The sequence below is a fragment of the Nonlabens sp. Asnod3-A02 genome (assembly GCF_045063755.1).
Classification (GTDB): domain Bacteria; phylum Bacteroidota; class Bacteroidia; order Flavobacteriales; family Flavobacteriaceae; genus Nonlabens; species Nonlabens xylanidelens.
In genome coordinates, this window is sequence record NZ_JBEFOC010000006.1 from 119,540 (window position 1) to 141,854 (window position 22,315).

Consider the following 22,315-nt stretch of genomic DNA (forward strand, 5'->3'; position numbering starts at 1 on the left):
CACTACCTTATAACTAGCATACTTTTTACATATTTACGTTCTATTGTTCACAAAACCTATCATATCGTTAATAACTGACCAAAATATTAAACCATCTTATAAGTCAATAGTCTTATTTTTGAAGGATCATTTAAAAACTCCAAAATGGCTGATACACAGCACTTAAAAGATTTAGTAACGCAAGTACGTCGCGATATCGTTAGACAAGTACACGCCGTAAGTAGTGGACACCCAGGTGGATCGCTAGGTTGCACAGAATTTCTAGTAACTCTATACAACGAGGTTATGGATCACGACCCATCTTTTAACATGGATGGTGTTAATGAAGACTTATTCTTCTTATCAAACGGCCACATATCTCCAGTTTTCTATAGTGTATTAGCTCGCTCAGGATATTTCCCTGTAGAAGAGTTAAGTACTTTTAGAAAATTAAACACAAGATTGCAAGGTCACCCAACTACACATGAAGGTTTACCTGGTGTACGTATAGCAAGTGGCTCTTTAGGTCAAGGAATGAGTGTTGCTATAGGTGCAGCTGCTGTAAAGAAATTAAACGGTGACACAAAAACTGTCTTTACTTTACACGGTGATGGTGAATTACAAGAAGGTCAGATCTGGGAAGCTGCTATGTATGCTGCGGCAAACGATATAGATAATCTTATTTCTACTATAGACGTTAATGGACAGCAAATAGACGGTAGCACAGACCAAGTTCTTGCTCTAGGCGATCTAAGAGGTAAATTTGAAGCCTTTGGCTGGAAAGTAGTTACGGTTACAAAAGGTAACGATGTAGACGCTGTTCTTGCAGGTATAAAAGAAGCTCTTACTCTTACAGGTAAAAAGCAACCTATATGTATTTTATTACACACTGAAATGGGTAATGGAATAGACTTTATGATGGGATCTCATGCATGGCATGGAATTGCTCCTAATGACGAGCAACTTGCTGAGGCATTAAGACAGAATCCAGAAACCTTAGGCGACTATTAATTTAAAAGAGCATCTGCCCGGCAGATTTTAGATATGAAAATTTACGAAAACACAGGAAGTAAGGACACGAGATCCGGATTTGGAGATGGACTTACTGAACTAGGACAAAAAAACGAAAATGTAGTAGCACTTTGTGCAGACCTTACTGGATCGCTTAAAATGAATGCTTTTGCAAATAATCATCCAGAGCGTTTTTTCCAAGTAGGTATTGCCGAAGCTAACATGATGGGAATGGCAGCTGGTATGACTATAGGTGGTAAAATACCTTTTACTGGTACGTTTGCAAACTTTTCTACTGGTCGTGTATATGACCAGATCAGACAAAGTATCGCTTACTCTGACAAGAATGTAAAAATATGTGCTTCTCACTCTGGATTAACTCTAGGTGAAGATGGTGCAACACACCAGATTCTTGAAGATATAGGATTGATGAAAATGCTACCAGGCATGACAGTAATCAATACTTGTGATTATAATCAAACTAAAGCGGCAACTCTAGCTATCGCTGACCACCACGGACCTGTTTATTTAAGATTCGGTCGTCCTAAGGTAGCAAACTTTACTCCAGAAAACGGAGAGTTTAAAATAGGAAAAGCTGTCTTACTACAAGAAGGAACTGATGTAACTATTATCGCTACTGGACACTTAGTTTGGGAAGCGCTAGAAGCTGCAAAAGCTCTTAATGAAAAAGGAATAAGTGCAGAGGTAATTAACATTCACACGATAAAACCTCTGGACGAAGAAGCTGTAATCAAATCTGCTAAGAAAACAGGTTGCGTAGTGACTGCTGAAGAACACAATTTCTTAGGCGGTCTAGGTGAAAGTGTTGCGAGAACTTTATCTCTTAACCATCCTACTCCACAAGAATTTGTCGCGACTAACGATACCTTCGGTGAAAGCGGAACACCAGCACAATTACTAGAAAAATATGGCTTAAATGCTGAAAATATCGCTCTTAAAGCTGAAGCGGTAATTAAAAGAAAGTAATTTACTTACACTCATAAATCAAAAGAGTCTTTAATATGTTATTAAAGACTCTTTTTTATTTAGCCTATTTTAAAAACGATAGGCTATTTTTGGAACTATAGAAAAAGAATTTAAATCTCTAGTAACAGCTCTCTCCATCTTAAATGGTGTGTATTGAACGTCCATAGAAAATTGCACCATAGAACTATCATTAAAGGTATGGTCCCAAGATAGACCAGGTGCTATCAATACAGAGTTGATACTGTCATAATTTAGCGCTTGCGTTCCTGCAGTTTCTAGCGGATCAACAAATATAGAAGCTATCCCTAGAGCAATACCCAAACCTAGCTTATCATTAGATTTTTGATAGATATACTTATTAAACTTTATATATCCATTAATAATAGATGTTGCTTCTATCTCAAATTGTTCTATTCCATCTGTTATTAGAAAAAACTCTATTTGCTGTGGTACAGCCAGCTGTATTCCTAATTCAAAAGATCTATTTCTTTTTAAATCTGGCACAACGTAAGCCAATTCAAACAGAGGTGAATTATCAATAAATTGAGATAACTCTCCATTGGGCAACCAATAACCTACACCTATTTTCAAAAATGAGTTTTCTAAAGAAGATTCGAGAGCATCAACCTCATCATAGTCATAATAATCTTGAGCAGATAAGGAACATGCAGCTAGTATAGCTATCGTAGTAATAAGAAATGCTTTCATAAGTTGTAATTTTATAATTCAAACTTATAGCGATAATCACATTTAAATTTGCAATAAATCAAACCTAAAGAAATATTATTTGCGATAATCACAACTGAATTGAAATAAAAAAAGGAGCTTCATGTAGAATGAAGCTCCTTTTTATAAAGTCTTTTATGAGAAGTATTATCTATGAATCTGCATCTAGATAATCAGGGATACCATCACCATCAGAATCTAAAGCGTCATCTGGATTTCCATTACCATTAGGATCTGCATTTTCTAAAGCTGTAGGTATTCCATCACCATCATCGTCATCATCTAGATAATCTGGGATACCGTCTCCATCTGTATCTTGTGCATCGCTAGGATTACCATTACCATTAGGATCTGGACCTTCAAATCTATTTTGGATACCATCACCATCTATATCGATATTTACCTCATTAGAGTCTAAATAACCAGGTATTCCATCGCCATCAAGATCTTCAGCATCGCTAGGATCACCATCACCATTAGGATCTGGGTTCTCAAAGATAGTAGGCACTCCATCTCCATCATCATCTGCATCTAGATAGTTAAAACCACCTATTAAATCTTCATCAGTATTATCTCTATCGTCAGGAGATTGTAAATCTAAATCACCATCCAGGTCTTCAAATCTTGAAAGAATACCATCACCATCATGATCAGACAAATTAACTTTTCTTAATTGGTAAGTAAAAATAATAGGAGAATAAGCAGGTATACCTGTAAGAGATGTACTAAAATAAGCCAATCCAGAAGGCATAAAAACTGCTCCTACTCCAGAGTCTGTAAAAGAAAAAGTACCATCAGCATTTGCTGTTATGGCAGTTGCCTCATTCAATTCTGACACACCAGCAGCAAATCCATCTACCACACCACCAAAGACACTTGCTCCAGGTAAATCAAACCATATAGAATTAGTAGACCCATCAAACACACTGTTATCCAATAACAACCCTTCATAAGAAACCAGCGTACTGTCTGCAAACGTAGGACTCAAAGCACCACCACCCTGACGTACGTTTAATGTAAAGTAAGTATAATCTATACCATCTCTAGTTAAAACCCTAGAGTTAACCTGGCTTGCAAGTGGCGTTTTACCAGCATTTACATCTGCTATAGTGTCAAATACTATATTAAAATCTGCACCTGCAGGGTTAGTTGCAAATTCTTCATAGTTATAAAAATGAGTATTTAAATACTCCTGCAATTCTGCAAGATCTTCTGTATACACCTCATTCCTATCTCTTATTACAACATCGTTATCATCATCAGACCCACAAGAGACCAACACCATTCCTATTGCAAGAAAGGATAATAAATACTTAATTTTTTTCATCATCATTTTTTAAAGCGATCAAAGATAGTATTTTCAACTATTTTTGTAGTGATGTGATAACGTTTAATAACAAAGCTTCTTATGCGAGTAGACAAATATTTATGGAGTGTACGATACTATAAGACCAGAAGTAAAGCGACAGATGCCGCAAAAAAAGGTCGTATTAGAGTAAATGACTCTATTGTAAAACCTGCTAGAGATGTATATCCTGGCGACATTATTCAATTGCGTAAAGATCAAATAGAATATAAGGTAGAAGTACTAGATCTACCAGACGGCCGTGTGGGTAACAAGATTGTTAGCCTATATAGACTAGATCGTACGCCTCAAGAAAATTTTGATGCAAAGAAACTTATAGCCTTAAATCAGGATTACTACAGGATTAAAGGAGAAGGACGACCTACTAAAAAAGATCGTAGAGATCTTACTAATGTCTTGAACCAAGAGGAAGAAGAATGAAACACAGTAAAATTTATTGGGAAAACAGATATAAGAACAACTCTACCGGTTGGGATCTAGGCCATCCATCTTTACCGCTTACCCATATTATAGATAATTTGCGTGACAAGAACAGTAAAATACTAATTCCTGGAGCTGGCAATTCTTATGAAGCGATTTATTTAATAGAATCAGGTTTTAAAAATGTTACCGTACTCGATATTGCTAGCCAGCCTTTAGAGTCGCTTAAAAAGAAGTTTTTACTTAATGATAACCTTAAAACGGTGCAAGATGATTTCTTTCAACACACTGGGAAGTATGATCTAATATTAGAACAAACGTTCTTTTGTGCTTTGGAAACTCGCTTTCGCGAAAGCTATATAGAAAAATGTCATGATCTATTAAATGAGAATGGTCATGTAAAAGGTGTTCTATTTGATTTTGACTCTCAAAGAACGGAACCGCCATACACAGGAAATAAAGAAGAATATATCAAGTTGTTTGAGAAAAAATTTGATATCATTGAAATGAATAGATGCCAGACATCTGAAGATTCTAGAAAAGGAAAGGAACTCCTAATAAATATGAAAAAGAAATGATTAAAAATGAAATTCTAGACCATAATCAGGTACAACATAAAATAAGAAGAATTGCTTATCAAATAGCCGAAGTATATTTAAACCACGACCGCATCATACTAGCAGGAATAGTGGGCGGCGGTTATACATTTGCAAAAGAGCTTAAAAAGGCTCTATCTAAAATAATAGACACAGAAATTGTTTTGTGCAAAGTAACCATAGATAAGACCAACCCACTTGCAGCTATTCAAACCAGTATACCTACTAGTGACTACGAGAACAAAGGTGTAATTATTTGTGATGACGTCCTGAATAGTGGTACTACCTTAATATATGCGGTAAAGCACTTCTTAAATGTACCACTAGATCGTTTAAAAACAGCTGTATTAGTAAATAGAAACCACAAGAAATACCCAGTAAAAGCAGACTTTAAAGGCCTTTCTCTTTCTACTACTATAGAAGAACATATAGAGGTACAGTTAGAAAAGAAGCCTTTTAGTGTGATGCTAGAATAAACTAGTCGCTATTTGCTGTGCAACTTCACTTGCAGTTTCTTCATCTACTTTTATTTTTAAACTGGCCTGATTATAAAATGGTCTACGTTCAAATAAATGCTTTCCTATAAATTCTAACATCTCTTCTTCAGAATTCACATTCTGTAGAAGAGGTCTTTGGTCTTTCTCTTTCATCAACCTATCAGATAATATAGGTATAGGAATATCTAAATAAACCGTCTTTACATCTTCTAGATTATTTAGAAAATTCATAGAATCAAAATAACATGGTGTACCACCACCTAATGATAAAACCATGTTTTTATCTAAACTCATTAATTTTTCTAAAACTTCTTTTTCCTTCTTTCTGAAGTAAATTGCACCTTTCGTCTGAAAAATTTCAGAAACTTTAATTTTTTCTTCTTTTTCTATTTCAAAATCTAAATCTAAGAAATCAAAAGAGATATCGCTTGCAAGATACTGACCTACAGTAGATTTGCCCGACCCCATATATCCTAATAAGATTATTTTAAACGCCATTTTTTATATTTTTCTAATTAAAAATAAGATTTTTTAAAAATAATCTAAAAAAAATTAGGTTGGAAGAAATAAAAAGCGGTATATTTGCAGCCGCTAACACGAAGATCTGGTAGCTCAGTTGGCAGAGCATCTCCCTTTTAAGGAGAGGGTCCTGGGTTCGAGCCCCAGCCAGATCACAACAATTGTTAACGAGAAAGTCCTTAATTTATTAAGGACTTTTTTTATTTACCTGGGTGCTGAAATTGGTAGACAGGCACGGTTGAGGGCCGTGTGTACTTTGTACGTGTGGGTTCAAGTCCCATTCCAGGTACAACACAAAAGCTAGATAATATTTATGTTATCTAGCTTTTGAATTTTAATACCTTTTCTTAATCATTTTTACATAAGCCCCTGTCGCATTCCATATCTATTTTAAGAACCATAGAGACACTTTGTGATTTTATAAAGTTAATAACGTAACATATGTTAATTAAGCGGTTAAAACACCTTAAACGCTCTGCATACATAAATACTCATTCCTACCAATAGATCAACCTGCTTTATACTATCATCTATTTAATAATTGATTGCTTTTAAATGAAATCGGTACTTGATTTTTGCTAGGTAAAATAGAGAATCATAGATAAAGAAATACTTGCAAGAATCCGGTTTACCATCACCCTGTTAGTAATAGGACTCCTCTAGTACGAGGCTAGACCTTCATTATACATAGAGCATTTGCTTAAAAAGTACAGTTAGACGACTATAGTTACTAATTGAGTTACGCTTTCGCGAAAGCGAATTCAAAACCATCACTGCACCTAATTATATAGCAAGGCCTTTTTTACTCTAAACAGAAAACCAGTTCATGCAGAATCAATAAAAATGAATCGCATATAGTTTATCAATAATTTACTTTAATAGTTAATTAAATATCAATTTAGTTCGTGATAAGTAATTTTGTTTAACTTTACCGAGTAATAAGTAAACAAATTAGTTTTGATAAAAAGTAAGTTCAGTATTAAAGACCTAGAGAATTTGAGTGGTATCAAATCTCACACGATAAGAATCTGGGAGAAACGATACAATCTATTAGAACCAGACAGAACAGAAACTAATATAAGAACTTATGACCTCAGTGCATTGCGCAAGATTTTAAATGTTAGCTATCTTAAAAATGCTGGTATAAAAATTTCTACAATTGCTAGTTTAACGGGCAGTGATATTGAAAATCAGGTGCGTAATCTAGCTATAAGAAATAATAAAAACGACCACGCCATACAAGAGTTAAAACTTGCGATGGTTAACTTTGACCAGACCATGTTCAGTAGAGTTTATGACTCTGTACTGCAAGAGGTAGGTTTTACAGGTGTTTTCTATGATTTGTTCATTCCCTTTCTAGAGGAATTAGGTTTCTTATGGCAGTCTAAAACTATCAATATTGCGCATGAACATTTTATCAGTCATTTGATTAAACAAAAGGTTCTTATCAATTTAGAGAAAGTTCAATATCGATCTAAAAATGATAGCGACAGTGTTTATGTCCTATTTCTACCTGAAAATGAAATGCATGATCTAGGATTATTATTCTTAAATTATGAGTTATTAAAAAGAGGCCATAAAACTATTTACCTAGGTGCCAGCATGATACTAGATGATTTGCCTTTCTTCAAAAACAAAGGTGTTAATCCTACGTATATAACCTACGTAACTGTACAACCTGTAGAAAAAGAGCTGCCATCTTTCTTAAAGAAATTTAACCGTAAAGTGAACCGAGATAGTGATATAGAACTTTGGATTTTAGGACAAATGGCTCAAAAAATAAAATCAGAACAGTTATCTGATAATCATAAGGTCTTTAAAGGCATATCAGACGTTATAAATAATATACCTCAATTAGTAGAAGCATGAACAAAGTAGCAGTTATAGGATCTGGGTTTTCATCACTTGCAGCAGCTTGTTATCTAGCAAGAGACGGCTACGAAGTTACTATCTATGAAAAGAACGACACTGTCGGTGGTAGAGCGCGCAGGCTTGTTAAGGATGGTTTTACCTTTGACATAGGTCCATCATGGTACTGGATGCCAGATATTTTTGAGAGATTCTTTGCAGATTTTAATAAAAAACCTTCTGACTATTATCAGTTAGATAAGCTTAACCCTGCATACTCTGTTGTTTTTGAAGATGATAAAATTGAAATAGCAGATAATCTAGAAGACATTAAATCTACTTTTGAAAAAGTAGAAAAAGGTAGTTCAAAACCTTTACAACAATTTATGTCTAAGGCTGAGGAAAACTATGAGATCGCGATTAAAAATCTTGTTTATAGACCTGGAGAGTCTCCACTAGAATTAATTACCCCACAAACTGCTCAAAAAGTAGGAGCTTTTATAGGCAACGTTTCTAAAGATGTAAGAAAGAAATTTACTAACCCTAAATTAGTTAGTATATTAGAATTTCCTGTTTTATTTCTAGGGGCTACACCACAAAACACACCTAGTTTTTATAACTTCATGAACTATGCAGATTTCGGTCTAGGTACATGGCATCCTAAAGGTGGTATGTATGAAGTAATTCTAGCTATGAAAAAACTTGCCGAGGATCTAGGTGTAGTAATTAATACAGAGAGTCCTATAGAAGAGATTCTTGTTGATGAAAAAGGTAGAATAGAAGGACTAATTACTAAAGGACAAAAACACCTTTACCCTATTGTTCTTTCTGGTGCTGACTATCATCACTCTGAAACACTATTGCCTAAAAAACACAGACAGTACTCTGAATCCTATTGGGATAAAAAGACTTTTGCTCCTAGCTCATTGATCTTTTATGTAGGTTTTGATAAGAAGTTAAAGAATATAGATCATCACAATTTATTCTTTGACACTGATTTTACAAAACATGCAAATGAAATATACGAAGACCCTAAGTGGCCAGAAGAACCTTTGTTTTATGCAAATTTCACGTCCCTAACAGATCCTTCTACAGCACCAGAAGGCTGCGAGAATGGTTTTTTCCTTATTCCGCTAGCACCAGATTTAGAAGATACTCCAGAATTAAGAGAAGAGTATTTCAATAAAATCATGAAAAGATTTGAATTGCGAACAGAACAAAATGTAACAGATCATATTATATTTAAAGAATCATTTTGTGTTAATGATTTTATATCAGAGTATAATAGCTATAAAGGTAATGCCTATGGAATGGCAAACACTTTATTACAAACTGCTTTTCTTAGACCTAATTTAAGAAGTCGCAAAGTAAAAAACCTATATTTTACAGGTCAGTTAACAGTACCAGGTCCTGGAGTGCCACCGTCACTTATATCTGGAAAACTAGCAGCTGAACTTATTAAAAAAAATGACCACTAATGAAAAGCTTATTTGATAAAGTTTCAAGAGAATGCAGTAGAGCTGTAACACATAATTACAGCACATCATTTTCACTAGCCAGTAAAATGTTAGGACCTAGCATACGTCAGGATATCCATAATATTTATGGATTTGTAAGATTTGCAGACGAGATCGTGGACACCTTCCACGATTATGATAAACGTGACTTGTTAGATCGTTTTGAAGAAGATGTAAAAAGAGCTGTCGACGATAAGATCAGCCTAAATCCTATTCTTAACTCGTTTCAAGAAACAGTTAATAAATACGATATTACACCAGATATGTATGGTGCCTTTATTCACAGTATGCGTCTGGATCTAGATAAATCCATTTATCTAACTGACGAAGAATATAGAAATTACATCTATGGAAGCGCAGACGTCGTAGGACTTATGTCTTTAAAAGTCTTTGTAAAAGGTGATATGGAGAAGTACAACGATCTTAAAGATGACGCCATGAGATTAGGTAGTGCCTTTCAAAAGGTGAACTTTTTGAGAGACCTTAAAGCAGATCTTGACACGCTAGAAAGAAGCTATTTCCCAAATACAGATCTTCATGATTTAAGTGAAGAGGACAAAGCCAGACTTATTCAGGAAATAAAGGAAGACTTTGATGCTGGTCTCAAAGGTATTCAAAGATTACCTATAGAAGCAAAATTAGGAGTTTATACCGCATACACATATTATAGAAGACTTCTTACTAGATTAGAACGCACTCCTTCTAAAGAAATTAGAAACGCAAGAATACGCGTGCCTAACTACGAGAAAATATTTTTATTGTCCAAAGGCTATATGGCCTATAAACTCAATATGATCTAAACATGGATGTACTATACTGGATAGCCATATTTATTGCCACATTTTGCATCATGGAATTTAATGCCTGGTGGATGCACAAGTACGTCATGCACGGTTTTTTATGGAACCTGCATGAAGATCACCATCATAAACAACACGATAGCTGGTTTGAAAAAAACGACTTCTTTTTTGTCTTTTATGCTGCAATAAGCATAGGTTTAAAACTAGTCCATAGTTTTTATGACATCTGGTGGACGTTGCCTTTAAGTGCTGGTATACTAGCTTATGGTATTGCATACTTTGTGGTGCACGATGTTTTTATACATCAACGTTTTAAGTGGTTGCGTAAAGCAAATAACAAATATGCCAAAGGATTGCGACGTGCTCATAAAATGCACCACAAGCACTTGGGTAAAGAAGATGGTGAAAACTTCGGTATGCTAATTGTCCCGTTCAAGTATTTTAAATAATTTATGAAAACAGCCATAGTTATAGGCGCTGGAATAGGTGGTCTTGCCATAGCATTAAGGCTTAAAAAACAAGACTATCATGTTATAGTAATTGAAAAAAATGACTATGCAGGTGGTAAATTACATGCCATAGATCAAGATGGATATCGATTTGATTTAGGTCCATCTTTATTCACATTACCTCACCTTATTGACGATTTATTACAACTGTTTCCAGAACATGAAAACTTATTTTCTTACCGTTCTAAACAAATAGCTTGTCATTATTTTTGGGAAGACGGCACCGTTTTTAAAGCCAGTACAGATTCACAAGAATTTGTCGGTACTGCGGCTGCCATATTTAATGAAAATGAGAAAACGCTATACTCCTATCTTCAAAAAAGCAAAAAGAAATACAATCTTACCAAAAGTCTATTCTTAGAAAAATCACTTCACAAAGCATCTACTTATCTGTCAATGGACACGGTAAAAGCTTTGATCAACACCCCTTTTTTAGGGATTTCAAATACACTAGATCAGGAAAACCGAGTTTTCAAAAACCCCAAACTGACTCAGCTATTTAATAGATATGCCACTTATAATGGATCTTCTCCTTATCAGACACCTGGTATTATGAGTATGATTCCTCATTTAGAATTGGGTCTAGGCACCTATTATCCGCACGGTGGTATGCACAGCATTTCACAATCATTGTTTGAAATGGGTGAAAAGGTGGGAATAGAATTCCGCTTTCGCGAAAGCGTAACTCATATCAATCACCTCGATAATCAAGTAACAGGCATCACAACAGATCGTGCAACTTATGAAGCAGATCTCGTTGTTTCCAACATGGATATTTATCCTACCTATCGCAATTTAATGAAGGATATCAAGGCTCCAGAAAAGACACTCCAGCAAGAGCGATCTAGCAGTGCACTTATTTTTTATTGGGGAATCGATAGAGTTTTCTCAGAACTGGACCTGCACAACATTCTATTTTCTGAAGATTATCATACAGAATTTGAACATATATTTGAGCTCAAGACCTTGTCAAAAGATCCTACTGTTTACATTAATATAACTAGTAAAGAATCACAAGAAGACGCTCCTGCAGGACATGAAAATTGGTTTGTGATGATTAACGCACCTGGAGATTATGGTCAGGACTGGGAACAAATCGTGCAAGAAGCAAAACAGGACATTATCAAAAAAGTTGAAAAATGTCTAGGTGTAAATATTTCAAATCATATTAAAACAGAATATATCCTGACACCTCAAGGTATCGAGGCTAATACTAGTTCTTATCGTGGTGCTCTTTATGGCGCAGCTAGTAATGATAAATTTGCTGCATTTTTAAGACATCCTAATTTTAATAAAAGGGTTAAAAATCTGTATCACGTAGGTGGATCTGTGCATCCAGGCGGTGGTATTCCCTTATGCCTGTTAAGCGCACAAATCACATCAGACCTTATCTCTAAAGCTAATTCATGAGAATAGCAATCATCTTTTTATGGATCATTCATATAGCTGCCATTATAGGCATCGCTTTAGGATATAAAGATTTTTTCTTACCTAAGTCACCGTTTACGATGATTTACTTGTTATTTCTATTGATATTCTTTTTCAAGATAGAATCACGTAAGGCTGTACTGTTATTTATCGCTTTTATGTTCACCGGCATTCTCGTAGAATGGATAGGTGTGCATACAGGTAGCTTATTCGGTGATTATTATTACGGTATAAATTTTGGTCCTAAAATAGATGGAATCCCTGTACTAATAGGTGTCAACTGGGCTTTGCTTACCTTTACCACACATGTTATTTCAAAGAAGTTTTTTACATCACCTATAGCCATTATAGCTAGTGGCGCGGCACTTATGGTAGGTCTAGATTTCTTTCTAGAACAAATATGTGATTTTGCTGGATTCTGGCATTTTAAAAATGGTGCCGGCTGGTATAACTATATTTGCTGGTATGTGGTAGCTGCTATTTTACATGCCATAGCGTTACATTTTAAACTTAAAGGAAATAAAATTCTTTCTTATCATTTATATGGTGTACAACTACTTTTTGCAATAGGTCTATGGATAGTCATTACGATATAGCCATAATAGGCATGGGGTGCGCTGGCAGCCACATTGTGCAAGAATTACTGCGCCGTAAAACCGATCTTAACATCGTTATTATAGATGATTTTAAGGCTTTGTCGTTAGATAAAACTTGGTCTTTTTGGGAAAAAGGAAATGGTAAATGGGATCATTTAATCTCTCACAATTGGAAAAAAGGCAGCTATATAATGCCTGATGATTTTATACCTCTCGATCTCGATCCTTATGTGTACAAGACTATTGAGAGTCGTGATTTTATCGCTTTCGCGAAAGCGGAATTACAACAAAAATCTAATTACACTTTAATTGAAGAGAAAGTTCAAAGCGTGTCCGGCGCCGAGATTAAAAAGATAGTTTGTGAACAAGCTACTATCAACGCTTCTATAGTTTTAGACAGTCGTATAGATCCCAAGTTTTTTAAAGATACTGAAGCCACAACTTTACAGCAACATTTTAAGGGTTGGGTGATTAAAACAGAGCGACCTACTTTTGATCCAGAGGTGTTTACCATGATGGATTATAGATTAAGAGATGCTGGCACGACTAGCTTTACCTACGTCTTACCTTATTCTACAACACAAGCTCTTATAGAATTTACCTATTTTTCTAAAGATGTGGTAAGCGATGATACTTATGAAAAGTATCTCCAAGAATATATTGCAAAGTACTTGCAGCTTACTAACTTTTCTATTGAAAAAACAGAGCAAGGTGTTATACCTATGACCTCCTATAAATTTGAGCAGCACCATAGAAAAAACCACTTAAAAATAGGCACCGCTGGTGGTTGGGTAAAACCATCTACTGGTTATAGTTTTAAAATGAGTGAGAAAAAAGCAGCACAATTAGTAGATAATATTATTTTAAAACGAGAGCTGAATCATGGTATGATTTCTAAGAAATTTCGCTTTTATGATGATATCATGCTCGATGTATTACACAGTTATAATGCTCGAGGACCTGAGGTTTTTCATACTTTATATAGAAAAAACAAGATACAGACTATATTCAGTTTTCTAGACCAAGAGACTAGTTTAAGTCAGGAGCTAGGTATTATGCTGCCCATGACATCAGTACCATTTTTAAGTGCTTTCTTTAAAAAGTTATTTTAAGCTTTGAGGTATTTCAAAATCTGCCCATGTTCCTTTAATACTATAGGGTTGGAATCTAGTAAATAACTCTTCTTTATACCATTGCAATGCCTGTGTTTGTTGTACTGCATGTCTATGATTCTGACTGCGGTAAGCAAATTTCTTTAAAGCTCTTGCGTCGTTCCAAAGGCTGAAAGTAGCCATTTGAGTTACTGGTCGTTCTCCTACTCCTGCAGTGAATAGTAAGTTAGGGTTATCAATTAAATCTACTTGTGATTTAGGCACATAATCCCAAAACTTCTTAAGCATATTTAGTTTAATAGTGGCTCTAGTAATAACGGTTATAAACTCGTTATATTCATCTAAGTTCTCACTCACCTTAAACGGATTTTTCTTAGACCACTGTCCATGCGCTTTTATACATTTCATATAGAAAGTAAGCTCATTAGAACTGTGCTTTAAGTATCTACTGTATAAATTTGAATTGGCAAAAAAGCTTTTTGCAGACTCTTCATTCTCCCATACTTGTAATAATCCATAAACACTCCAGTCTGGTTTTGGATCAAAATTCTCCTTTCCTGAACCTAACAACTTATAGAACTCTAGTCCAGCTGTCTTTTTTAATGGACCGTGTGTAAATTGCATCATTCCAAAAGCCCAAACTTTTTGTTTAAAGCTAGGATATTTAAAAAAAGTAAGCGTTGTGATTTGTTGAGACATAAGAACAAAGATAGATGCCTCTTACTTTAAATGAATAAAATGTTGTGGTAAATTAATATTTGGAAATAAAAACTTATAGCACCGTCTTTTATAAGTCTGCCTTCATTAATTGATAATCAACTGATCTATTACTTCTCTTATTTCGGTACTATTCCAGTCTACCGCACCTTGTTCTTTAATTATAACTTTACCTGTTGCATCTATAATATAGCTGGTAGGTATGCTAGATTCATAAAGTTCTTCAGGTGTATTCATTTGTGGTAACACAACTGGTATATCAAACTCTTTTTCTTTTAAAAATCGTTTTACTATTTCTGGATCTTCATTAGTAATTAAAAGAAAATCTATTTCATTACCATAATCTTTAAACAATTTATCGATACTAGGAAATTCTGCAATACAAGGAGGACACCATGTCGCCCAATAACTTATAAAAGTCACACGTCCTTGTCCTATTTCAATTCCTTTGGAAATTCCATCGAGCGTTCTCAAATGATAAGTAAAAGGCTCAAGCTGTTGTTGATCTTCTTTATCTAACTTAGTAGGAGAAAACAACTGTACTCTTATTTTTTGAAGCGCTACCTGAATAGGCTTTCTAGTTTGAGGAATAATAAGTAATGCTATTACAACAATAAAAATTATATTACTGAGAGAAAGCTTTTTCATAAACTATTCTATAGATTGCTATTACTTAGCTAACAAAGATAAATGGCTGTACAATTAAAATCGTTAATTTACTGTTGTAAATATGAACCATCCTTTTAAATAATGAAACACATATTGATAGTAATAGTACTGTTTTTACTTTCTTGTAAACAATCTGATAGTGACAAAGAACCTATTTCCGTTATACATGAAACTGTTGTTATAAAAAAAGAATTGATAGTAGAACGTAAGAAATCGATTCCGACTGCAACTCATTTTGATTATCCGGTAGGCAAACCAAATGCAAAGGGATACTACAATGCACAAAAATTTAGTGAAAACGATCATTTAGGTGATGACTGGAATGCTATAACTGGTGGCGATTCAGATTTAGGAGACCCTATATATGCAATAGCAAATGGTCAAGTCACTTTTGCAAAAGATATAGGCAGCGGTTGGGGAAAAGTAATTAGGATATCACATAAATTACCAGACAGTACTTATATAGAATCACTTTATGCTCATTGCGATCAAATTTTAGTTTCAACAGATAGCATCATTAAACGTGGAGATCAAACAGGTACTATAGGAACTGCAAATGGTGCTTACCTCGCACACTTACATTTTGAAATTAGAGATAGCCTAGAAATGCATATCGGTGGTGGTTATTCCGAAACTACGGAAGGTTATTTGAATCCAACTAAGTTCATTAAGGACCATCGATGAAATTAAGTCAGGTTGCAAGGCATAGTGAAAGCGAATACAACAATCAACAAAAAAGCCTTTTGGTTTCTCAAAAAGCTTTTTTTTTGTAGCGCGCGTTTGCAACGCGTTCTCAACAAGCTGAGCATTTGTAATGCGATTCACAATAAGCTATCTTGCTACTATGTCGGAACGATACAAAGTAAAAGATCAAGAAGAAAATTATTTTATCACATTAACGGTTGTAAAATGGATTGATATATTCACTAGAGATCGATACATTCATGTTTTAGAGGACTCATTAAATCATTGTATTAAAGAAAAAGGACTTATTGTTTATCCCTATGTCATAATGCCCAGTCATGTACACATGATAGTAGGAACTACTGGTAAACCAATAAATGATATTATTAGAGATCTTAAAAAGTTCACTTCTAAAAAAATAATTGTTGCTATCAATGAACCTGGAGAAAGTCGCAAAGAGTGGTTGTTAGGTACTTTTTCTTTTCTCGCTGATAAGTCCAAAAGACATTCTAATTATAAAGTTTGGCAAGATGGCTTTCATCCTAAAATAATGGATAGAGTTAAAAAGTTAGAAGCCGCTTTTAACTACATCCATTACAATCCTATAGAAGCAGGTTATGTGAAGGAAGAACGCCATTGGATTCATAGTAGTGCTAGTGCATATCTAGATGATGGAACTAGTAATGTTGAAATTACTAAATGGTATTAAAAGTTGAATTAACTTTGTGAATCGCATTGCAAATGCTTAATTAAAACGAACGCGTTGCAAACGCGCGCGACGAGAGAACCAGAAGATTAAAATTTGATCTTTAAAAATGTCTTTAAATTTATTCCGCTTTCGCGAAAGCGGAACTACAACAAACAAAAATGCCTCTTGAAATCTCAAGAGGCATTTTAATATAATAGAAAACGTGGTATTAAGCAGCGTTATCTTCTTTAATTTTATTCAATGCACTTCCTTTACGGTACCACTCAATTTGAGCAGCATTATAGGTATGATTAACTTTTATGGTATCCTTAGAACCGTCTGCATGAGTTACCTCAATGGTTAATGGCACATCTGGCGTGAAGTCTGCAAGATCTACAAAGTTGAAGTTATCATCTTCTTGGATCAAGTCATAGTCTGCCTCGTTTGCAAACGTAAGACCTAACATTCCTTGTTTTTTCAAGTTCGTTTCATGAATACGTGCAAATGATTTTACAATAACCGCAACTACACCTAGGTGACGTGGTTCCATTGCAGCGTGTTCACGAGAAGATCCTTCTCCATAATTGTGATCTCCCACTACTACTGAAGGGATCCCTGCTGCTTTATAAGCTCTGGCAGTTGCTGGTACAGCTCCATACTCGCCATCTAACTGATTCTTAACAAAGTTAGTCTGCTTATTATAGGCATTTACAGCACCTATTAAACAGTTGTTTGAAATATTATCTAAGTGACCTCTATAACGCAACCATGGTCCTGCCATAGAAATGTGATCTGTGGTACATTTACCAAATGCTTTGATCAATAATTTTGCTTCAGAAACATCTGTCCCAATAGGTGTAAATGGTTCTAATAATTGAAGACGATCAGAGTCTTCGCTAACTTTTATCTCCACACCACTTCCATCTTCTTGTGGAGCTAGGTAACCATCATCTTTTACTTCAAAACCTTTAGGAGGCAACTCCCATCCTGTAGGCTCGTCTAGCATTACTTCTTCTCCATCTTCATTAATCAACTTATCCGTGATAGGATTAAAGTCTAGTCTACCTGCTATAGCAATGGCAGCAACCATTTCTGGTGATGCTACAAAGGCATGTGTGTTAGGATTTCCATCGGCACGCTTTGCAAAGTTTCTATTAAATGAATGTATGATAGAGTTTTTGGGCGCGTTTTTGGGATCTTCATAACGTGCCCACTGACCGATACATGGCCCACAAGCATTGGTGAATATCTTAGCATCTAGATTTTCAAATATTCCTAAAATACCGTCACGTTCTGTCGTGTAACGCACTTTTTCTGATCCAGGATTTATACCAAAATCTGCTTTAGTTTTTAATTTTTTATCAATTGCTTGTTGTGCTATCGAGCTTGCACGAGAAAGGTCTTCATAAGAAGAGTTCGTACAAGAACCTATAAGTCCCCATTCTACTTTAAGTGGCCAGCCATTTTCAGTTGCTTTTTCATTCATAGAACCAACTTCAGTCGCTAGATCTGGAGTAAATGGCCCATTTAAATGGGGCATTAAGGTATCTAAATCGATTTCAATTACTTGATCAAAATATTGCTCTGGGTTTGCATACACCTCATCATCACCAGTAAGATATTCTTTAACTTCATTTGCAGCGTCTGCAATATCAGCTCTATCAGTTGCGCGCAGGTAACGTTCCATTGAGGCATCATACCCAAATGTAGAAGTCGTTGCTCCTATCTCTGCTCCCATGTTGCAAATTGTTCCTTTTCCTGTACAAGAAAGGTTTGCAGCACCATCACCAAAATATTCTACAATTGCGCCTGTACCACCTTTTACGGTAAGGATTTCAGCTACTTTAAGAATTACATCTTTTGGCGCTGTCCAACCTGATAATTTACCAGTTAGTTTAACACCTATAAGTTTAGGGAATTTTAATTCCCAAGCCATTCCTGCCATAACGTCTACAGCATCTGCTCCACCTACACCTATAGCTACCATTCCTAATCCACCAGCATTTACGGTGTGAGAATCTGTCCCGATCATCATACCTCCTGGGAATGCATAGTTTTCAAGGACTACTTGATGAATGATACCTGCTCCTGGTTTCCAAAAACCGATACCATATTTATCTGATACGGACTCTAAAAAATTAAAAACCTCGTTAGAAGTATTCAAAGCATTTTGAAGGTCAGAACTAGCGCCGTTTTTTGCTTGGATCAAGTGATCACAATGTACTGTGGTAGGTACAGCAACTTCTGTTTTACCAGCTTGCATAAATTGCAATAAAGCCATTTGTGCAGTGGCGTCTTGACATGCGATACGATCTGGTGCAAAATCCACGTAATCTTTTCCTCTAGTGAAGGGTTTTCCTGGAATTCCATCCCAAAGGTGTGAATACAAAATCTTCTCAGCGAGTGTAAGAGGCTTACCAGTTAGTTCTCGAGCTTTATTAACACGAGACGGTATCTCACTATACACTTTCTTAATCATATCGATATCAAATGCCATAAGGTATATTATTAGTTTTATTAGTGTTTTAAATATACAAAATTATAGAAGTACTATTTATAATATAAATATAAAATTGACCACTGCACTGATAGTTAAAATTAATAACAAGTAGAAATAATAGTAATCAAAAAAGCCTGAATCTAATGATTCAGGCTTTAATTCTATTAAATAGTTTGTTGTTTTAAGCAACAACTAAGTTCTTAGTAGAAGGCTTGAATTTAGTTAAAACTATACCTTCAACTGCTGCTTCATATTCTTCCATTGTAGGTGTTCTTCCTAAAATTGTAGATAATACAACTACTGGAGTAGAAGATAATAAAGACTCACCTTTTTTACCATCTGTATCTCTTACCACTCTACCTTGGAATAAACGAGTAGAAGTAGCCATTACCGTATCACCTGGCTCTGCCTTTTCTTGGTTACCCATACAAAGGTTACAACCTGGACGCTCTAAGTATAACATATTTTCATACTTAGTACGCGCTAGTCCTTTAGGCGCGTTATCATCAAATTCAAAACCTGAATATTTAACTAAAACATCCCAGTCTCCTTCTGCTTTTAATTCATCTACGATATTGTATGTAGGAGGAGCCACAACTAGAGGTGCATTAAACACTACTTTTCCTTGTTGTCTCTCGATATTCTTTAACATCTGAGCTAAGATTTGCATATCTCCTTTATGAATCATACATGACCCTACAAAACCTAAATCTACTTTCTTAGTACCACCATAATAAGATAGTGGTTTAATATTATCATGCGTATAACGTTTAGAAACGTCTTCATTATTTACATCTGGATCTGCTATCATAGGCTCTACAACCTTATCTAAATCGATAACTACTTCAGCATAATACTTTGCATCTCCATCTGGCTTTAAAGCAGACTTCACACCTGTTTTAATCTCAGTAATACGGTTATTTGCTTTATCAACTAGACCTTTAAGATCTTGTTTTGGGTTATCCATACCCTTATCAATCATAATCTGAATACGATCTCTAGATATTTCTAACGATTCAATTAAAGTCTCATCTTCAGAAATACAGATAGAAGCTTTTGCTTTCATCTCTGCTGTCCAGTCTGTAAACGTAAATGCTTGATCAGAAGTTAAGGTACCAATATGTACTTCAATAATCTTTCCTTGGAAAACGTTTTCTCCTTCAAATTGATCTAACATTTGCTCTTGAGTAGCATGCACTACATCACGGAAGTCCATGTAAGATTTCATTTCTCCCTTAAAGGTAACCTTTACTGATTCTGGAATAGGCATAGTAGCCTCTCCTGTAGCAAGAGCTAAGGCAACGGTTCCTGAATCTGCTCCAAAGGCAACACCTTTTGCCATACGAGTGTGAGAATCTCCACCGATAATAACATCCCAGTCATCAACTGCAAGGTCATTAAGTACTTTATGAATAACGTCTGTCATTGCATGATACTTCCCTTCTGGGTGACGTGCTGTTACTAATCCGAAGTCGTTCATGAACTTCATTAATCTAGGGATATTAGCCTTAGACTTATCATCCCATACAGAAGCTGTATGACAACCAGATTGATAACCACAATCAACGATAGGAGAAATAACAGTCGCTGCCATCATTTCTAATTCTTGAGAGGTCATTAAACCAGTAGTATCTTGAGAACCTACAATGTTTACTTCTACTCTTACATTAGAACCAGCGTGTAACGTTTTTCCTGGTGTTGAACCTACTGCATTTTTATTGAATATTTTTTCAACTGCAGTTAAACCTTGTCCTTCTACAGATACTTCTTTTGCAGTAGCATATACTTGAGGAACGTCTATATCTAAAACTTTACAAGCAAAGGTTTGTAATTTTTTACCAAAAACAACTGCATAAGACCCACCAGCTTTGATAAACTCCATTTTAGGTGGAGTTAAAGCTGTAGAGATATCTTTTAATTCTTTATCTCCGTTATATAATTTCTTGGTTTTTGTATTGATAGTAAGAACCGTACCAGTAGCTACAGAATATTCTTCTTTAAGAATAGCCTCACCATCTTCATCGACTATCGTATTACCGTCTGCATCTTTTTGCTTAACCCAGTTTTTTAAATCGATACCTATACCACCAGTTACTCCTACGGTAGTTAAGAAAATAGGTGCAATACCGTTAGTACCTGCGATTACTGGAGCGTAATTAATAAACGGTACATATGGACTAAAAGGAACACCAGTCCATAGCGCTACATTATTCACACCAGACATTCTAGAAGAACCTACTCCCATAGTTCCTTTGTCAGCGATTAACATCACTCTTTTATCAGGATGTTGCTCTTTTAAAGCTAACAATTCATTCTGCATGTCTTTATTATGCTCAAACATACACTGACCATGTAATTCACGGTCTGATCTTGAATGCGCGTCTGCACCAGGGGATAATAAATCTGTAGAGATATCACCTACACCTGCAACAAAAGTTACGATCTCTATTTCTTCTTCTACATCTGGTAACTTAGTAAAAAACTCTGCCTGTGCATAGCTCTCTATAAGTTCCTTAGCAATAGCATTACCATCGTTAAAAGCTTTTTCTAACTTTTCAGTATCTGCTTCATATAAGAATACTTGAGTTTTTAAAACTTTGGCAGCATCTTGAGCAATTTGAGCATCATTACCTAAAGCAAGATCTAATAAAACCTCTACAGAAGGTCCACCTTTCATATGAGATAATTGTTCAAAAGCAAAAGCTGGTGTAATTTCTTTTACCGCTTCCTGACCTAAAATAATTTCTTTTAAAAACTTAGCTTTAACAACAGCAGCACTAGTCGTACCTGGTAAAACATTATAGATAAAAAAGTTAAGAGACTGCTCTCTAAACTCGTTATTTACGTCTTTAATTTGCGATATAATTTCGCTTAATAATTCAGCTCCATCTATAGGTTGTGGGTGAAGTCCTTGTTCTTTTCGGTCTTCAATTTGCTGAAGATAGTTCTTATAAGTATTCATATATTTTATAATAGTATTCGGTTCAATGTAAATTAAGATATGTCTTTATGATGTAAACTTTTTCTTACTGACAGTCTATCATCAGAAGCCATAATCATAAAAATAATTTATCATTTTTAATGGATTGCGAAGCTACAAAAATGAGCCGTTAAATGAAAGTTTAACACAGTATCACAGTAGTTTA

General features: G+C 35.1%; 21 protein-coding genes and 2 tRNA genes. 16 read left to right on the plus strand and 7 right to left on the minus strand.

Annotated elements, in window-relative coordinates; genetic code table 11:
• Positions 1–144 precede the first annotated feature (144 nt).
• Both ACJJVN_RS01635 and ACJJVN_RS01640 read left to right on the plus strand, forming a co-directional pair.
• On the plus strand, positions 145–990 hold the full coding sequence (locus ACJJVN_RS01635; protein ID WP_405376933.1) for a transketolase: 846 nt from the start codon (positions 145–147) through the stop codon (positions 988–990).
• Positions 991–1,023: 33 nt separating this feature from the next.
• The gene (locus ACJJVN_RS01640; RefSeq protein ID WP_405376934.1) at positions 1,024–1,977 is read left to right on the plus strand and encodes a transketolase family protein; all 954 of its coding nucleotides are present in this window, start codon (positions 1,024–1,026) and stop codon (positions 1,975–1,977) included.
• 69 nt (positions 1,978–2,046) lie between these two features.
• Here the strand turns inward: ACJJVN_RS01640 and ACJJVN_RS01645 are convergent, their stop codons facing one another.
• Complete coding sequence (locus ACJJVN_RS01645; protein WP_405376935.1) at positions 2,047–2,685, minus strand: hypothetical protein; 639 nt, start codon at positions 2,683–2,685, stop codon at positions 2,047–2,049.
• 169 nt (positions 2,686–2,854) lie between these two features.
• The gene (locus ACJJVN_RS01650; protein ID WP_405376936.1) at positions 2,855–4,030 is read right to left on the minus strand and encodes a peptidylprolyl isomerase; all 1,176 of its coding nucleotides are present in this window, start codon (positions 4,028–4,030) and stop codon (positions 2,855–2,857) included.
• Between the two features lie 81 nt (positions 4,031–4,111).
• Here ACJJVN_RS01650 and ACJJVN_RS01655 point away from each other — a divergent pair, with 81 nt between their 5' ends.
• Genes ACJJVN_RS01655 through ACJJVN_RS01665 form a run of 3 tightly spaced genes read left to right on the plus strand, consistent with a single transcriptional unit; the run spans position 4,112 to position 5,561 of the window.
• Positions 4,112–4,489 (plus strand): RNA-binding S4 domain-containing protein, encoded by a 378-nt coding sequence (locus ACJJVN_RS01655; RefSeq protein ID WP_104516707.1) that lies wholly within the window; start codon positions 4,112–4,114, stop codon positions 4,487–4,489.
• Positions 4,486–5,067, plus strand: a complete 582-nt coding sequence (locus tag ACJJVN_RS01660) for an SAM-dependent methyltransferase (RefSeq protein WP_405376937.1) — start codon at positions 4,486–4,488, stop codon at positions 5,065–5,067. Before ACJJVN_RS01655 ends, ACJJVN_RS01660 begins: the two co-directional genes overlap by 4 nt.
• The gene (locus tag ACJJVN_RS01665) at positions 5,064–5,561 is read left to right on the plus strand and encodes a phosphoribosyltransferase family protein (RefSeq protein ID WP_405371090.1); all 498 of its coding nucleotides are present in this window, start codon (positions 5,064–5,066) and stop codon (positions 5,559–5,561) included. The genes ACJJVN_RS01660 and ACJJVN_RS01665 overlap by 4 nt, the downstream gene beginning before the upstream one ends.
• On the opposite strand, the gene ACJJVN_RS01670 is transcribed toward ACJJVN_RS01665, so the two are convergent.
• Positions 5,553–6,080, minus strand: a complete 528-nt coding sequence (locus ACJJVN_RS01670) for a shikimate kinase (protein ID WP_405376938.1) — start codon at positions 6,078–6,080, stop codon at positions 5,553–5,555. The two genes, ACJJVN_RS01665 and ACJJVN_RS01670, sit on opposite strands and share 9 nt — an antisense overlap.
• 103 nt (positions 6,081–6,183) lie before the next feature.
• On the opposite strand from ACJJVN_RS01670, the gene ACJJVN_RS01675 reads away from it, so the two are divergent.
• From ACJJVN_RS01675 to ACJJVN_RS01715, 9 genes are all read left to right on the plus strand, one after another.
• Positions 6,184–6,256, plus strand: a tRNA-Lys gene (locus ACJJVN_RS01675).
• A gap of 51 nt (positions 6,257–6,307) precedes the next feature.
• Positions 6,308–6,390: transfer RNA gene (locus ACJJVN_RS01680), tRNA-Leu, on the plus strand.
• Positions 6,391–7,058: 668 nt separating this feature from the next.
• Complete coding sequence (locus tag ACJJVN_RS01685; RefSeq protein WP_405376939.1) at positions 7,059–7,970, plus strand: MerR family transcriptional regulator; 912 nt, start codon at positions 7,059–7,061, stop codon at positions 7,968–7,970.
• Positions 7,967–9,427 carry a phytoene desaturase family protein gene (locus ACJJVN_RS01690; protein WP_405376940.1) on the plus strand — a complete coding sequence of 487 codons (1,461 nt, stop codon included), beginning with the start codon at positions 7,967–7,969 and terminating at the stop codon, positions 9,425–9,427. The genes ACJJVN_RS01685 and ACJJVN_RS01690 overlap by 4 nt, the downstream gene beginning before the upstream one ends.
• Positions 9,427–10,266, plus strand: coding sequence for a phytoene/squalene synthase family protein (locus ACJJVN_RS01695; RefSeq protein WP_104516533.1), 840 nt, complete (start codon positions 9,427–9,429; stop codon positions 10,264–10,266). Before ACJJVN_RS01690 ends, ACJJVN_RS01695 begins: the two co-directional genes overlap by 1 nt.
• Positions 10,267–10,268: 2 nt before the next feature.
• On the plus strand, positions 10,269–10,715 hold the full coding sequence (locus ACJJVN_RS01700; protein ID WP_405376941.1) for a beta-carotene hydroxylase: 447 nt from the start codon (positions 10,269–10,271) through the stop codon (positions 10,713–10,715).
• A gap of 3 nt (positions 10,716–10,718) precedes the next feature.
• Entirely contained in the window at positions 10,719–12,185 is a 1,467-nt protein-coding gene (gene crtD / locus ACJJVN_RS01705; RefSeq protein WP_405376942.1) for a 1-hydroxycarotenoid 3,4-desaturase CrtD, read from the plus strand.
• Positions 12,182–12,799, plus strand: a complete 618-nt coding sequence (locus ACJJVN_RS01710) for a carotenoid biosynthesis protein (protein WP_405376943.1) — start codon at positions 12,182–12,184, stop codon at positions 12,797–12,799. Before crtD ends, ACJJVN_RS01710 begins: the two co-directional genes overlap by 4 nt.
• On the plus strand, positions 12,778–13,911 hold the full coding sequence (locus ACJJVN_RS01715; RefSeq protein WP_405376944.1) for a lycopene cyclase family protein: 1,134 nt from the start codon (positions 12,778–12,780) through the stop codon (positions 13,909–13,911). The genes ACJJVN_RS01710 and ACJJVN_RS01715 overlap by 22 nt, the downstream gene beginning before the upstream one ends.
• Here ACJJVN_RS01715 and ACJJVN_RS01720 read toward each other — a convergent pair.
• Together ACJJVN_RS01720 and ACJJVN_RS01725 are read right to left on the minus strand one after the other, a co-directional pair.
• Positions 13,903–14,610, minus strand: a complete 708-nt coding sequence (locus ACJJVN_RS01720) for a DUF3291 domain-containing protein (protein ID WP_405376945.1) — start codon at positions 14,608–14,610, stop codon at positions 13,903–13,905. The genes ACJJVN_RS01715 and ACJJVN_RS01720 overlap by 9 nt on opposite strands.
• 105 nt (positions 14,611–14,715) lie before the next feature.
• Positions 14,716–15,276, minus strand: coding sequence for a TlpA family protein disulfide reductase (locus tag ACJJVN_RS01725; protein WP_405376946.1), 561 nt, complete (start codon positions 15,274–15,276; stop codon positions 14,716–14,718).
• Positions 15,277–15,378: 102 nt separating this feature from the next.
• Between ACJJVN_RS01725 and ACJJVN_RS01730 the strand changes: the two genes are divergently transcribed.
• Positions 15,379–15,981, plus strand: coding sequence for a M23 family metallopeptidase (locus tag ACJJVN_RS01730; protein WP_405376947.1), 603 nt, complete (start codon positions 15,379–15,381; stop codon positions 15,979–15,981).
• A 130-nt stretch (positions 15,982–16,111) separates the two neighbouring features.
• The gene (locus ACJJVN_RS01735; RefSeq protein WP_405376948.1) at positions 16,112–16,690 is read left to right on the plus strand and encodes an REP-associated tyrosine transposase; all 579 of its coding nucleotides are present in this window, start codon (positions 16,112–16,114) and stop codon (positions 16,688–16,690) included.
• Positions 16,691–16,898: 208 nt separating this feature from the next.
• On the opposite strand, the gene ACJJVN_RS01740 is transcribed toward ACJJVN_RS01735, so the two are convergent.
• A complete protein-coding gene (locus ACJJVN_RS01740; RefSeq protein WP_405376949.1) occupies positions 16,899–19,166 on the minus strand; it encodes an aconitate hydratase in 2,268 nt (755 codons plus the stop codon).
• 184 nt (positions 19,167–19,350) lie between these two features.
• Positions 19,351–22,131, minus strand: coding sequence for a bifunctional aconitate hydratase 2/2-methylisocitrate dehydratase (locus ACJJVN_RS01745; RefSeq protein WP_104516513.1), 2,781 nt, complete (start codon positions 22,129–22,131; stop codon positions 19,351–19,353).
• Between the last annotated feature and the right edge of the window lie 184 nt (positions 22,132–22,315).

Bases quoted from the DNA above. Each gene is read 5' to 3' on its own strand.
- ACJJVN_RS01635 (WP_405376933.1), top strand. From the start codon at position 145: ATGGCTGATACACAGCACTTAAAAGATTTAGTAACGCAAGTACGTCGC.
- ACJJVN_RS01640 (WP_405376934.1), top strand. From the start codon at position 1,024: ATGAAAATTTACGAAAACACAGGAAGTAAGGACACGAGATCCGGATTT.
- ACJJVN_RS01645 (WP_405376935.1), bottom strand. From the start codon at position 2,685: ATGAAAGCATTTCTTATTACTACGATAGCTATACTAGCTGCATGTTCC.
- ACJJVN_RS01650 (WP_405376936.1), bottom strand. From the start codon at position 4,030: ATGAAAAAAATTAAGTATTTATTATCCTTTCTTGCAATAGGAATGGTG.
- ACJJVN_RS01655 (WP_104516707.1), top strand. From the start codon at position 4,112: ATGCGAGTAGACAAATATTTATGGAGTGTACGATACTATAAGACCAGA.
- ACJJVN_RS01660 (WP_405376937.1), top strand. From the start codon at position 4,486: ATGAAACACAGTAAAATTTATTGGGAAAACAGATATAAGAACAACTCT.
- ACJJVN_RS01665 (WP_405371090.1), top strand. From the start codon at position 5,064: ATGATTAAAAATGAAATTCTAGACCATAATCAGGTACAACATAAAATA.
- ACJJVN_RS01670 (WP_405376938.1), bottom strand. From the start codon at position 6,080: ATGGCGTTTAAAATAATCTTATTAGGATATATGGGGTCGGGCAAATCT.
- ACJJVN_RS01690 (WP_405376940.1), top strand. From the start codon at position 7,967: ATGAACAAAGTAGCAGTTATAGGATCTGGGTTTTCATCACTTGCAGCA.
- ACJJVN_RS01695 (WP_104516533.1), top strand. From the start codon at position 9,427: ATGAAAAGCTTATTTGATAAAGTTTCAAGAGAATGCAGTAGAGCTGTA.
- ACJJVN_RS01700 (WP_405376941.1), top strand. From the start codon at position 10,269: ATGGATGTACTATACTGGATAGCCATATTTATTGCCACATTTTGCATC.
- crtD (WP_405376942.1), top strand. From the start codon at position 10,719: ATGAAAACAGCCATAGTTATAGGCGCTGGAATAGGTGGTCTTGCCATA.
- ACJJVN_RS01710 (WP_405376943.1), top strand. From the start codon at position 12,182: ATGAGAATAGCAATCATCTTTTTATGGATCATTCATATAGCTGCCATT.
- ACJJVN_RS01715 (WP_405376944.1), top strand. From the start codon at position 12,778: ATGGATAGTCATTACGATATAGCCATAATAGGCATGGGGTGCGCTGGC.
- ACJJVN_RS01720 (WP_405376945.1), bottom strand. From the start codon at position 14,610: ATGTCTCAACAAATCACAACGCTTACTTTTTTTAAATATCCTAGCTTT.
- ACJJVN_RS01725 (WP_405376946.1), bottom strand. From the start codon at position 15,276: ATGAAAAAGCTTTCTCTCAGTAATATAATTTTTATTGTTGTAATAGCA.
- ACJJVN_RS01730 (WP_405376947.1), top strand. From the start codon at position 15,379: ATGAAACACATATTGATAGTAATAGTACTGTTTTTACTTTCTTGTAAA.
- ACJJVN_RS01735 (WP_405376948.1), top strand. From the start codon at position 16,112: ATGCGATTCACAATAAGCTATCTTGCTACTATGTCGGAACGATACAAA.
- ACJJVN_RS01740 (WP_405376949.1), bottom strand. From the start codon at position 19,166: ATGGCATTTGATATCGATATGATTAAGAAAGTGTATAGTGAGATACCG.
- ACJJVN_RS01745 (WP_104516513.1), bottom strand. From the start codon at position 22,131: ATGAATACTTATAAGAACTATCTTCAGCAAATTGAAGACCGAAAAGAA.